This is a genomic window from Pseudomonas sp. TH31 (assembly GCF_016650815.1).
In the GTDB taxonomy this organism is placed as follows: Bacteria; Pseudomonadota; Gammaproteobacteria; order Pseudomonadales; family Pseudomonadaceae; genus Aquipseudomonas.
In genome coordinates this window covers 343,439-356,311 of the sequence record NZ_JAEKEZ010000014.1, presented here as the reverse complement: position 1 = coordinate 356,311, position 12,873 = coordinate 343,439, and the positions used below count along the sequence as shown (strand labels likewise).

General features: G+C 60.4%; 11 protein-coding genes and 2 pseudogenes. 8 read left to right on the top strand and 5 right to left on the bottom strand.

From position 1 onward, the window contains the following. The first annotated feature begins 144 nt into the window (after nt 1–144). The 5 genes from oscA to JFV26_RS12020 all read left to right on the top strand — a co-directional run bounded on the left by oscA (nt 145) and on the right by JFV26_RS12020 (nt 4,363). A complete protein-coding gene (gene oscA, locus JFV26_RS12040; protein ID WP_201192498.1) occupies nt 145–327 on the top strand; it encodes a sulfur starvation response protein OscA in 183 nt (60 codons plus the stop codon). A 156-nt stretch (nt 328–483) separates the two neighbouring features. Then, a complete protein-coding gene (locus JFV26_RS12035) occupies nt 484–1,497 on the top strand; it encodes a sulfate ABC transporter substrate-binding protein (protein ID WP_201192496.1) in 1,014 nt (337 codons plus the stop codon). Nucleotides 1,498–1,674: 177 nt separating this feature from the next. Next, a complete protein-coding gene (gene cysT / locus JFV26_RS12030) occupies nt 1,675–2,493 on the top strand; it encodes a sulfate ABC transporter permease subunit CysT (protein WP_201192494.1) in 819 nt (272 codons plus the stop codon). Between the two features lie 13 nt (nt 2,494–2,506). Beyond that, nucleotides 2,507–3,379 carry a sulfate ABC transporter permease subunit CysW gene (gene cysW, locus JFV26_RS12025; RefSeq protein WP_201192492.1) on the top strand — a complete coding sequence of 291 codons (873 nt, stop codon included), beginning with the start codon at nt 2,507–2,509 and terminating at the stop codon, nt 3,377–3,379. A 3-nt stretch (nt 3,380–3,382) separates the two neighbouring features. Then, nucleotides 3,383–4,363: a sulfate/molybdate ABC transporter ATP-binding protein gene (locus JFV26_RS12020; protein WP_201192489.1), complete on the top strand. Its 981-nt coding sequence runs from the start codon at nt 3,383–3,385 to the stop codon at nt 4,361–4,363. A 120-nt stretch (nt 4,364–4,483) separates the two neighbouring features. Here JFV26_RS12020 and JFV26_RS12015 read toward each other — a convergent pair whose 3' ends face one another. Beyond that, on the bottom strand, nt 4,484–5,002 hold the full coding sequence (locus JFV26_RS12015; protein ID WP_201192487.1) for an Mpo1 family 2-hydroxy fatty acid dioxygenase: 519 nt from the start codon (nt 5,000–5,002) through the stop codon (nt 4,484–4,486). An 84-nt stretch (nt 5,003–5,086) separates the two neighbouring features. On the opposite strand from JFV26_RS12015, the pseudogene JFV26_RS12010 reads away from it, so the two are divergent. Then, a pseudogene (locus tag JFV26_RS12010) lies at nt 5,087–5,772 on the top strand (Crp/Fnr family transcriptional regulator). A 120-nt stretch (nt 5,773–5,892) separates the two neighbouring features. Further along, nucleotides 5,893–6,258: a response regulator gene (locus JFV26_RS12005; RefSeq protein WP_201192485.1), complete on the top strand. Its 366-nt coding sequence runs from the start codon at nt 5,893–5,895 to the stop codon at nt 6,256–6,258. A 267-nt stretch (nt 6,259–6,525) separates the two neighbouring features. Here JFV26_RS12005 and JFV26_RS12000 read toward each other — a convergent pair whose 3' ends face one another. Then, entirely contained in the window at nt 6,526–7,530 is a 1,005-nt protein-coding gene (locus JFV26_RS12000) for an AraC family transcriptional regulator (protein ID WP_201192483.1), read from the bottom strand. 100 nt (nt 7,531–7,630) lie between these two features. Here JFV26_RS12000 and JFV26_RS11995 point away from each other — a divergent pair, with 100 nt between their 5' ends. Then, complete coding sequence (locus JFV26_RS11995; RefSeq protein ID WP_201192481.1) at nt 7,631–8,704, top strand: fatty acid desaturase; 1,074 nt, start codon at nt 7,631–7,633, stop codon at nt 8,702–8,704. A gap of 133 nt (nt 8,705–8,837) precedes the next feature. On the opposite strand, the gene JFV26_RS11990 is transcribed toward JFV26_RS11995, so the two are convergent. From JFV26_RS11990 to JFV26_RS11980, 3 genes and pseudogenes are all read right to left on the bottom strand, one after another. Then, nucleotides 8,838–10,448: an arylsulfatase gene (locus JFV26_RS11990; RefSeq protein WP_201192479.1), complete on the bottom strand. Its 1,611-nt coding sequence runs from the start codon at nt 10,446–10,448 to the stop codon at nt 8,838–8,840. A 14-nt stretch (nt 10,449–10,462) separates the two neighbouring features. Further along, entirely contained in the window at nt 10,463–11,278 is an 816-nt protein-coding gene (locus JFV26_RS11985; protein ID WP_201192477.1) for an ABC transporter ATP-binding protein, read from the bottom strand. Further along, nucleotides 11,275–12,872: pseudogene (locus JFV26_RS11980) on the bottom strand (ABC transporter permease). Before JFV26_RS11980 ends, JFV26_RS11985 begins: the two are co-directional and overlap by 4 nt. Between the last annotated feature and the right edge of the window lies 1 nt (nt 12,873).

The window sequence follows — 12,873 nt, the reverse complement described above, 5'->3', positions numbered from 1 at the left end:
CTTGTCCCAGCAAATAATACCTTCTGGTTATATAAACATTCTTAAATAGTCTTTTTAAGAATATCCGCGCCTATCTACTATTGCCCTCACGCCGCAAGCAGTGCCGACACTGCCAGGCAACCTCTCAGACTAAGGAGCAGCACCATGAGCGCATCCCTACGTAGCGTTGACGGCCAGGACGAAGCAACCATTTTGCGCGAGATCCAGAGCGCCCTGCGCGATCTGCGTTTCGGCGCAGTGGAAATCACCGTGCACAACGCCCAGGTGGTCCAGATCGAACGCAAAGAGAAATTCCGCTTGCAGAACCCGGTTAGCAAACCGAGCTGAAGCGAAAATCAAAAGAAAGTTCAAAAGATCGCAGCCTTCGGCGGCGCCCACAGGCGCGTAGGAGCTGCCGAAGGCTGCGATCTTTTCCAACCGGCAACCGCGATTCCAGAAATCATAAGAAAAGCCAACACAACCAGAACTCCAGGAGCTTTCACCATGTCGTCGATTCGTCATTTCGCTTTGGCCGCGCTGGCCAGCGCCCTTTTTGCGGGCTCCGCGGTTGCCAAGGATTACGAGCTGCTCAACGTGTCGTACGACCCGACCCGTGAGCTGTATCAGGACTACAACGCCGAATTCATCAACTTCTGGAAGAAAGACCACGCTGGCGACAACGTGAAGATCCAGCAATCCCACGGTGGTTCGGGCAAACAAGGCCGGGCGGTGATCGACGGTCTGCGGGCCGACGTGGTGACCCTGGCCCTGGCCGGTGACATCGACGAAATCGCCAAACTCGGCAAGACCCTGCCGGCCGACTGGCAGAAGCGTCTACCGGATGCGAGCACGCCTTACACGTCGACCATCGTGTTCCTGGTGCGCAAGGGCAACCCTAAAGGCATCAAGGACTGGGGTGATCTGGTCAAGAACGACGTGTCGGTCATCACTCCGAACCCGAAAACCTCTGGCGGTGCACGCTGGAACTTCCTCGCGGCCTGGGCCTATGGCCTGAAAGCCAACGGCGGTGACGAAGCCAAGGCCAAAGATTACATTCAAACCCTGTTCAAGCACGTGCCTGTGCTGGACACCGGCGCTCGCGGTTCGACCATTACCTTCGTCAACAACGGTCAGGGCGACGTGTTGCTGGCCTGGGAAAACGAAGCGTTCCTGGCGCTGAAAGAAGACGGCGGCGCCGACAAGTTCGAGATCGTCGTGCCTTCGCTGTCGATCCTCGCCGAGCCACCGGTGGCCCTGGTCGACAAGAACGCCGAGAAAAAGGGCAATACCGAGATCGCTGAAGCCTACCTCAAACACCTGTACAGCCCGGCCGGCCAGGAAATCGCGGCGAAAAACTTCTACCGCCCACGTGACAAGGACGTAGCGGCCAAGTACGCCAGGCAGTTCCCGAAACTGGACCTGGTGACCATCGACAAAGACTTCGGCGGCTGGAAAACTGCCCAACCGAAATTCTTCAATGACGGTGGCGTGTTCGACCAGATTTACCAGGCGCAGTAACTTGATTCGAGCTACACAACGAGCCTCAAGCTCAGGCGCATAACATGTGGGAGCGGGCTTGCTCGCGAAGAAGGAGTGTCAGTCGACAGAAATGCTGACTGACACACCGCTTTCGCGAGCAAGCCCGCTCCCACATGAAGGCGTTTAGCGGATCGAAATTTTCAACCAGGGACTTTTATGTCGCGTCGTATCTCCCCCGTCATACCCGGCTTCGGGCTGACGCTGGGCTACACCTTGGTGTACCTCAGCCTGATTGTGCTTATTCCACTGGCGGCGATGTTCGTGCACGCCGCCCAACTCACCTGGGATCAGTTCTACGCCATCGTCACCGCGCCTCGCGTGCTGGCGGCGTTGAAGCTGAGCTTCGGCACGGCGCTGTACGCCGCGATCATCAACGGCATCATCGGCACGTTGCTCGCCTGGGTGCTGGTGCGCTACACCTTCCCGGGCCGCAAGATCATCGACGCGATGATCGACCTGCCGTTCGCCTTGCCCACTGCCGTCGCCGGTATCGCGCTGACTGCGCTGTACACGCCGACCGGTCTGGTCGGGCAGTTCGCGGCGGACATGGGCTTCAAGATCGCCTACACCCCACTCGGCATCACCCTGGCGCTGACCTTCGTCACGTTGCCGTTCGTGGTGCGCACGGTGCAGCCGGTATTGGCCGACATCCCGCGTGAAATCGAAGAAGCTGCCGCGTGCCTCGGCGCCAAGCCGTTGCAGGTGTTCCGCTATATCCTCGTGCCGGCGCTGCTACCCGCCTGGCTGACCGGTTTCGCCCTGGCGTTTGCCCGTGGCGTCGGGGAGTACGGTTCGGTGATTTTCATCGCTGGCAACATGCCGATGAAAACCGAAATCCTGCCGCTGCTGATCATGGTCAAGCTCGACCAATACGATTACACCGGTGCTACCTCCATTGGCGTGTTGATGCTGGTGGTTTCCTTCGTCCTGTTGCTGCTGATCAACTTGCTGCAGCGGCGCATCGAAACCCCATAAGGAGGCGCGAACCATGTCCCAATCGTCTATTGCGGCCGCCTCTTCGGCCAACGCCGCCCGCCGTGGCAGTGCGACGTCGCGGCTCGTCCTGATCGGCCTCGGCTGGTTGATCTTTGCGCTGTTTCTGCTGTTGCCGCTGTTTATCGTTGTGTCCCAGGGCTTGAAGCTTGGCCTCGGCGCGTTCTTCACCGCGATCTTTGAACCGGACGCCTTGTCGGCGTTGAAACTCACGGTGATCGCCGTGCTGATTTCGGTGCCGCTGAACGTGGTGTTTGGCGTCAGCGCCGCGTGGTGCGTGAGTAAATATTCGTTCCGTGGAAAAAGTATGTTGGTCACGTTGATCGACTTGCCGTTCTCGGTCTCTCCAGTGATCGCCGGTTTGGTCTACGTACTGATGTTCGGTGCTCAGGGCCTGTTCGGCCCGTGGTTGCAGGATCACGACATCCAGATCGTCTTCGCCTTGCCGGGCATCGTACTGGCGACAATTTTTGTCACCGTGCCGTTTGTAGCGCGTGAACTGATTCCGCTGATGCAGGAACAAGGCACCCAGGAGGAAGAAGCCGCGCGCCTGCTCGGCGCCAATGGCTGGCAGATGTTCTGGCACGTCACCGTTCCCAACATCAAATGGGGCCTGATCTACGGCGTGGTGCTGTGTACGGCGCGGGCGATGGGTGAGTTTGGTGCGGTGTCGGTGGTTTCCGGGCACATTCGCGGGGTGACCAACACCCTGCCGCTGCACGTCGAGATCCTCTACAACGAATACAACCACGTGGCCGCGTTCGCTGTAGCGAGCCTGTTGCTGATCATGGCGCTCTTCATCCTGCTGCTGAAGCAGTGGAGCGAAAACCGTATTAACCGCCTGCGCGCCAGCGCCGCGGAGGAATAAGTCATGTCGATCGAAGTGCGTAACGTCAGCAAGAATTTCAACGCGTTCAAGGCGCTGGACAACATCAGCCTGGACATCCAGAGCGGCGAACTCGTGGCGCTGCTCGGTCCGTCCGGCTGCGGCAAGACTACGCTGCTGCGGATCATCGCCGGCCTGGAAACCCCGGATCAGGGCAACATCGTGTTCCACGGTGAAGACGTCTCCGGCCACGACGTGCGTGATCGCAACGTCGGGTTCGTGTTCCAGCACTACGCCTTGTTTCGCCACATGACGGTGTTCGACAACGTCGCGTTCGGCCTGCGCATGAAACCGAAAAACCAGCGCCCGAGCGAAAGCCAGATCGCGGTCAAAGTTCACGAACTGCTGAACATGGTGCAACTGGACTGGTTGTCGGATCGCTACCCGGAGCAACTGTCCGGCGGTCAGCGCCAGCGTATTGCCCTGGCCCGCGCATTGGCGGTGGAGCCGAAAGTTCTGTTGCTCGACGAACCCTTCGGCGCCCTGGATGCCAAGGTTCGTAAAGAACTGCGTCGCTGGCTGGCGCGGCTGCATGAAGACATCAACCTGACCTCCGTGTTCGTGACCCACGACCAGGAAGAAGCGATGGAAGTCGCGGATCGCATCGTGGTGATGAACAAGGGGGTGATCGAGCAGATCGGTTCACCGGGCGACGTCTACGAAAACCCGGCCAGCGATTTCGTTTATCACTTCCTCGGTGATTCGAACCGTCTGCACTTGGGTGACGACAATCACGTGTTGTTCCGCCCGCACGAAGTATCGCTGTCGCGGCACGAGCTGGAGGATCACCACGCGGCGCAAGTGCGCGATATCCGGCCATTGGGCGCCACCACACGGGTGACGTTGAAGGTCGAAGGGCAGAGCGAGTTGATCGAGGCAGAAGTGGTGAAGGATCACGACAGTCTGGTCGGATTGGCCAAGGGTGAGACGTTGTTCTTCAAGCCCAAGGTCTGGCAGAAAGCCTAACCTCCAAGATCAAAAGATCGCAGGCTTCGCCAGCTCCTACAGGGATTTCGGTTGAGCACGAATTTGTGGCCGACATACATCCCCGTAGGAGCTGCCGAAGGCTGCGATCTTTAAAGCGGCCTAAGCCGCCGCGTTTTTCGGATTGACCCGAACACCACCCACCCGCGCCTCGATCTGCTCCTTGAGGTCATGCCGCATCCCCAGCAAAAACGCCAACTCCGCTACCACAAACAACGGCCCGACAATCAACCCCGTCACATCATCGACAAACGCCGGTTTGCGCCCTTCATAGTGATGGCCGACAAACTGAATCGCCCAGCCAATCACGAACATCGCCACGCCGCTGCTCAACCAGAGCATCGTGCCTTGCTGCGCCAACACATGCCCCAGCCAAACCGACAAGCCCAGCAACACCGTCATCAGCCCCCCAAGACGCAGTTCCAGGCGCAGGTAAAACCACGCCGAGAACAACGCCAGTAGCACCGCCGGTGAAACCCAGCCGTCGACCCATTGCGGCCGCGACAGCAAAACCGCCACAGCCACCACGATCAGTGGAATGCCGATAAAGTGGCTGGCGATATTGCGCGGGTCACGGTGGTAGGCGGCGTATTGACTGAGATGGTCAACGAGGCTTTTCATTGTTATTCCTCCTGTAGGGTGACTGATCATGCCCCGGGTTCGGCGCTCGCTCTGTCAGCCAGGCGACAATCTCTAGGAGTCTTCATGGATATGCAGGTCTGGCGTCCACGCCTGATGAGTGGGCAGTGGTTCAGTCATCTACCCGTTTCCTTTCAGGATAGTCTGCTGGCGGCTGCCCGGGTGCGGCGGTTGACGGCGGGGCAGCGGCTGTTCAAGCGTGGCGATCCGCCGTGCGGTCTGTACGCAGTACTCGAAGGCTCGATCCGCATCGGGGCGGTGAGCGAGCAGGGCAAAGAAGCGCTGCTGAGTCTGGTCGAGCCGCCGCACTGGTTCGGCGAAATCTGTCTGTTCGATGGCCAGCCCCGGACCCACGATGCCTATGGCGTGGGCCAATGCAGCCTGTTGCATATCCCGCAAACGGCATTGCTGAAATTGCTCGACGAACACCCGCTGTACTGGCGGCAATTGGCGTTGCTGATGAGCCACAAACTACGCCTGACCTTCATCAACCTCGAACAGTTGAGCCTGCTGCCGGCCCCGGCCCGCCTGGCCCACCGCTTGCTGATGATCGCCGAGGGCTATGGCGAAATCGACCCGCCGCGACGGGTGCTGCAACTGCCCCAGGAGCAATTGGCGTCGATGCTCTCGTTGTCGCGCCAGACCACCAACCAACTGCTCAAGGAATTACAGGGCCAGGGATTATCGGCCTGGGCTATGGCGAGATCGAGATTCTGGACGCCGAGCGGTTGCGGGCATTGGCGGTGGTTTAAAGCAAAAGATCGTCCGAACGCGGCCCGAGCCTTCGGACGATCTTTTAAAATCTGGCGGTAATTGATGGGCTTTGCGCCCGAACGCGCCTAGCCTGTACTCCTGAATAATCGAGGTGTGCCATGCGTGTCCTGTTAGTGGAAGACGAACCTGAAACCGCCAAACTCCTGGCCAACGGCCTGAATGAGGCGAGCTATTCAGTCGATGTGGCACTCAACGGCATGGACGGCCGGCGCTTTATCGAGTCTGGCGAATACGAGCTGATCATTCTCGACGTCATGCTGCCGGGCCTCAACGGCTGGCAGTTGCTGCAACAGATCCGCAAGCTCGGCGAAACCCCGGTGCTGTTCCTCACCACCAGGGACGGCATCGAGGATCGGCTGCGCGGTTTGGAGCTGCATGAAGATGACTACCTGCTCAAGCCGTTTGCCGTGAGCGAACTGGTGGCGCGGGTGCGCAAGTTGTTGCGGCGTGATCGGGGGCGTTGATGACTGGAAGTCAGGCCAGAATTGGCCAACTCTTCGTTTCGAAATGCACTAAATACAATGCATTTCCATGATTTGGATAAATTTGCATCGTATGCGATGCAAATCGGCCAAGTGGAAACTGTGGTGAACTGAGGATCGCCTTCGCGAGCAAGCCCGCTCCCACAGTGGTTTTGTGTTGTTGGTGGATTTTGTGTTCACTGAAGATCAAATGTGGGAGCGGGCTTGCTCGCGAAGAGGCCCGTCCATTTAACACACCTTCTGGATCCGTCACCGCAACCCATCCCGAAACTGCCCCCGGGTCATCCCCGTCCAACGCTTGAACGCTCGGCTAAAACTGCTCGTATCGGCAAACCCCAGCAAATAGCTGACCTCACTCAATGAACACTGCGGATCGCGCAGGTGCAGCAGCGCCAAATTCTCGCGGCTTTCGTTGAGCAGCGTGTCGAAGCGGCAACCTTCATCCGCCAGGTGCCGTTGCAGGCTGCGCAAGCTCAGGTGCAGGGCCTGGGCGATGCGTTCGGCGCTGGGTTCGCCTTCGGGCAGTTGTTCTTCAATGGCGTCGCGCACCTTGCGCTCCCAGGTCAGCGGTTTGAGCTGGGCCAGGGTGCGTTTGAGCACGGTTTCATTGTGTTCGGCCAGTTCCGGGTTGGCGTCGTCCAGATGGCTGTCGAAATCCACCAGCGAGAATTCCAGTCGATCTTCGTCGGCGCCGAAGTGCACTGGCGAACGGAACACCTTGTGCCATTGGTGTGGGTCCGCCGGTTCGGGGCGGCGCAGGTACACCGCCAGCGGGGCGTACTCGCGGCCCAGGCGATTGCGGCAGGTGCGCACGTAAATCGCCGCGAAGGCATCGATGGCTTCGAAGGCCGGGGCCGGGCTGCCGGGCGGGACTTTCAGGCGGAAACGGTAGCGGTCGTCTGCGCGGGTCAATTCCAGTTCCAAGGCATCGCTGACCACCTGGTGATAACGCACGATGCGCTCAAAGACTTCCCGCAGACTGCCGCTGGCTACCAGCGCATAACCGAGCGCGTGGAACGTGGTCGGGCTGACGAAGCGCGACACCCGCAAGCCAATCGCCGGGTCGCCGCTGACCTGCACGGCGATTTCCCACAGGCGCGTGGTGCTGGACAACGGGTAACGGGCGTTCGGGTCGTCCATCAACTGCGGGTCAAGCCCCGCCTGTTGGCACAGGGCGGTGCTGTCGAGGCCCAACGCATCGAGTTGCTTGCGCAGGGCGCGGGTCCAGCTGGCGAGGGAGGTCGGTTCACTCATGGTGATTGGCGCTTCCGGTCAACAGGTTGGCGTTCACGGCTACCATCTTGTGAGGCATCACAAGGCAGGATGTGAACATCAATAACCAGAGGATGGAAGCATGGACGGTACTTCTGCAAGTCCCCAGCGACTGAATGCAGCCCAGCGATCAGCACATATTCGCGAAGTGGTGCTGGCTAAAGGCGTTGAGCTTCGAAAACGCTACCCGATTCTCAACCATCAGGACGCCTTGGGCGCGGGCATTCTGGCCTTTGCGCTGGCCGGAATGATCGGTTCGGCAGCGCTCTACATCACGGGCCACATGGCCTGGTGGGCGTGCCTGTTGCTCAACGCCTTTTTTGCCTCGTTGACCCACGAACTGGAGCACGACCTGATCCACAGCCTGTACTTTCGCAAGCAACGCCTGCCGCACAACCTGATGATGGGCCTGGTCTGGCTGGCGCGGCCGAGCACGATCAACCCGTGGATTCGCCGCCATCTGCACCTCAACCACCACAAGGTCTCCGGCACGGAAACCGACATGGAAGAACGAGCGATCACCAACGGCGAGCCTTGGGGCATTGCCCGGTTGTTGATGGTTGGCGACAACGTGATGTCGGCGTTTATCCGCCTGTTGCGGGCCAAGACCTGGGCGCACAAATTCAGCATCATCAAGCGCACCTTGAAGGTCTACGCGCCGCTGGCGCTGGTGCATTGGGGCGCGTGGTATGTGTTTCTCGGCTTTCATGCGGCCAATGGCATCGCGCATTTGCTCGGTGCACCGATTGCATGGTCGGCGACCACGTTGTCGGTGATGCAGGTGATCGACATCGCGGCGGTGGTGATCATCGGACCGAACGTGTTGCGCACCTTCTGCCTGCACTTTGTCAGTTCGAACATGCATTACTACGGTGATGTGGAACTGGGGAATGTGATTCAACAGACCCAGGTGCTGAACCCTTGGTGGATGTGGCCTTTGCAAGCGTTCTGCTTCAACTTCGGCAGCAGTCACGGGATTCACCATTTTGTGGTGAAGGAACCGTTTTACATCCGCCAGATGACCGTGCCGGTGGCGCATAAGGTGATGCACGAGATGGGGGTTCGGTTTAATGATTTCGGGACGTTTGGCCGGGCGAACCGGTTTGTGCGCAAGGACGAGGTGGTGGGGGATGAGGTGCGCACAGCCAGGGCTTGATTGGGTGTGGTTGAGGGCCTCTTCGCGAGCAAGCCCGCTCCCACAGGGGATCTCGGTTGTTCACAGATTTTGTGGTCGCCGAAGATCAAATGTGGGAGCGGGCTTGCTCGCGAAAGCAGTCGCTCAGGCAACATCAATCCGACTGAAACGGCGACTCACTCAAAATCACCCCGGTCTCATCCACATAAGTCTGCCAATGTTCGATCAACGTGCTGAGCTTCTCTGGCTGACTAACCGCCAAATCATGAATCTCCCCCGGATCACTCCCCAAGTCATACAGCTGCCAGGTCGCCGGCCCCACCGGTCCAGGAATGTAAACCGCCTTCCACTGCCCCTGCCGAATCGCCCGCCGGCCAAACAACTCCCACCCGGTCACCGTGTGCTCGTCATGCACCTGAGCCGTTTCACCCGACAGAAACCCCAGCCACGACTTCCCGCGCAACTGCGCCACCGGCTTGCCGCGCCACTGCTTGCCCGGATGCCGCACGCCGGCCAGATCGAGAATCGTCGGCGTGACGTCCATCACCGTGCCAAACCCGTGGCTGATTTGCCCCTTGAGCGACAATTGCGGGTAATGCACCAGCGCCGGCACCCGAATCCCGCCTTCAGTGGTGAACGCCTTGAACAGCCGTGACGGCGCAGTCGCCACCTGCGCCCAGCTCGGCCCGTACCAGACGTAGGAGTTGGCGCGGCCGATGTTGTCCAGGCTGTTGTCGTAATGCTGGTTCAGATACGTCAGCAGCTCCGGGCCGAATTTCGGGAAGGCTTCCAGCAGCGCGCCTTCGGCACCGTTGTCCGACATGAACAGGATGAAGGTGTTGTCCAGTTGTCCCTGATTGCGCAGGTAGTCGACGACACGACCGATGTTCCAGTCCATGCGCTCGACCATCGCTGCGTAAACCTCCATGGCCCGCGCGGAAACCTGCCGTTGTTCGTCGCTCAAGGCGTCCCATTGTGCGTTGAGCTGGATCAGCGGATGCGGTTCGACATCGGCATCGATCAACCCCAGGGATTTGAGTTTTTCCAGACGCTCAAGTCGCAGCACTTCGGGGCCGGCGTCGTAGCGACCACGGTATTTTTCGACCACGTCGGCCGGTGCCTGCAACGGCCAGTGCGGTGCAGAAAACGGCAGATAGGCGAAGAACGGTCGGGTTTGATCGCGTTCCTTCAGATACTGCAAAAGCTTGTCGCCGAAGGCGTCGGAGGAATAGAAATCCTTCGCTAACTCATCGATGAATTGGTCGTCCTCGATGTACAGCGCCGGGGTCGATTTGAGCAGGCCCGGCGTCTGCTCATCGTAAGTCGGTTCAAAACCGTAATGGTTGGCGGCGCCCGGCAGCAGCGAGAACGAACGCTCGAAACCCCGGGCGTGGGGGGCCAGTTCGGCGGTCAGGCCCAGGTGCCACTTGCCACTCATCAGCGTCTGGTAACCGGCCTCGCGCAGCAGCTCCGGCAACGCCACCACGCGGTCGTTGAGGTGACCCTCGTAACCCGGTTTTCCGATCAGTTCCGGGGTCAGCGCTTCGGCCATGGTGCCGATGCCGGCAATGTGATGGTCGGTGCCGGTGAGCAGCATCGACCGGGTCGGCGAGCAGGTCGGTGCGCTGTGGAAATCGGTCAGGCGCAGGCCGTTGCTGGCCAACGCATCGAGGTTCGGCGTGGCGATTTCGCCGCCGAACGCGCCGATATCGGAAAAGCCCAGGTCATCGGCCAGGATCACCAGAAAGTTGGGACGTTGCGGCATCAAAAGTCTCCTGTTCAGCAGGCAATGAAGGACAGTGGCAGATCGCGGATTTGTACCGGCACGAGCGGTTGGTAGTGGTCGTTTCTGGTGAGTTCGTGCAGCAGCTCTTCACGCAACTGGTGGAAGTCGAAACTGCTGCGTTGGCGCGGATGGGGCAGGGCGATGTCGACCACTTGCTTGATCCGTCCGGGGCGCGGTTCCATCACCACCACGCGGTCGGCGAGGAAGATCGCTTCTTCCACATCGTGGGTCACCAGAATGGTGGTGATTTTGGCCTGGGCGCGGATCGCCAGCAGCTCGTCCTGCATCTGCTGCCGGGTCAGCGCATCGAGGGCGCCAAAAGGTTCGTCCAGCAGCAGAATCCGCGGGCTGGCGACCAGGCCGCGGGCGATTGCGACCCGTTGCGCCATGCCGCCGGAGAGTTGGTGTGGATAGGCGCGAGTGAAGTCGCTGAGGCCGACCAACTCGATGAAGTCGTCCACGCGCTTTTGCTTTTGCACAGCGCTCAGCGGTTCGTTGACCAGGCCCAGGCCGATGTTGTCGGCCACGCTCAGCCACGGAAACAAGCGGTGTTCCTGAAAGACAATTCCGCGTTCGCTGCCGATGCCGGTCACCGCTTTACCGTCCACGGTGATCTGCCCGCGAAACTGCGTATCGAGCCCCACCAGCAGTCGCAACAAAGTCGATTTGCCACAGCCGCTGGAGCCGACGATGGCGACAAACTCACCCTCGGCAATCTCCAGGTTGAATTCGCGAATCGCTTCCAGCTCGAAGCCGTCGACGTCGAAGGATTTGCCGACATGGTTGAAGCTGACAATCGGTGCGTTCATGCGTGTCTCCAGCGGGTAGCGCGGATTTCCAGGCGTTGGCCAATGAGGTTGAGCAGGGCGCCGGTCAGGCCCACCAGCAACATGCCGGCCATGATCAGGTCCATGCGCAGCAGTTGCTGGGCACCGATCATCTGGCTGCCGATGCCGCCATTGGACGGCATGAAATATTCGGCGCCGATGGTGCCAAGCCAGGCGTAGATCAAGCTAAGGCGCAGGCCGGCGAAGATCCCCGGCGCCGCGCCCGGCAAGACCAGGCGACGCAGGCGTTGGCCGAGATTCAGACGCAGCACCTGAGCGGCTTCATTGAGTTGCGGCGAGAGGTTGGCGACGCTGCGCTGGGTGGCGATGAACAGCGGAAAAAACGCGGCGAGGGCGACGAACACCCACTTGGCCAACTCCCCAAACCGAACCATGCGGTGAGCAGCGGTACCCAGGCGAAAATCGCAATCTGGCGAATGGCGGCGAGGGTCGGGCCGAGGAGGCGTTCGCTGGTGTGCGAAAGCCCCAGTAGCAAGCCCAGCAAAAATCCGAGGCCACCGCCGAGCAGCAAACCGCCGAGGGTGCGGCCCAGGCTCAGGGCCATGCCGCTGATCAACGTGCCGTCGAGCAGGCCATGCCAGGTGGTTTCCAGTACCGCCAAAGGGCTGACAAGGATGTTTGCGTCGATCCACTGCTGATCCGTGGTCAGTTGCCACAACGCCAGCAGCGCCAAGGGCAGCAGCCACGGTTGCAGGCGTTGCCAGCCTTGATACTTCGGCCCACGGCGGATTTCGGCAGTGGCCGGGTGCGGCCAGTGCACCAGTTTTTTATCCAGCAAGCCGATGCTGCGATCCATCGCCACGCCGATCAAACCGATGACCACGATCACCACGAAGACGATATCGAGCATGAACAACTGCCGGGCCCAGACCATCAGGTAACCGATGCCCTCGCTGGATGCCAGCAGCTCGACGGCCAGCAATGAGGTCCAGCCGGCGGCCAGCGCCAGGCGTACACCGGCCATGAAGGCCGGGAGGGCGGCGGGCAATATGAGGCGACGGATCAACAATCGGGTGGGCAGGCGCAGGACGGCGGCGGCTTCGCGCAGTTTGGGTTGCGCATCGCGCACGCCGACCAGTGTGTGCAGGGTCACCGGCACCACTATGGCTTTGACCAGCACCACCAGTTTCAGCACTTCGCCGATGCCGAAAAACACCATGAACAACGGAATCCACGCGAGCGTCGGGACCTGCGCCAAACCCGCGAAGGTCGGGAACACCAGCCGCTCCAGACGCCGACTGAAGCCAAGTGCCGCGCCGAGGAGGGCACCGGCGCTGATCCCCGCCAGCAATCCCCAGAACAGGCGTTGCAGGCTGATCCACAGATGGCTCCACAACTCGCCTTGGGACAGTTCGACGGCGCTGTTCCAGACCAGGGAGGGCGCCGGCAGGATCTGCTCGCTCATCCAGTGATTACGGCTGGCCAGCCACCACAAGGCGAACAGGCTGATCGGCAACAACCAGGGCAGCAGTCGCTGGCTCAGGCGTGGCCACAGGCGCCGGCCGTTGAGCGGCGGGGCGGCCAGCGGCAGGCTGAGAAGGGAAATACGGGCCATG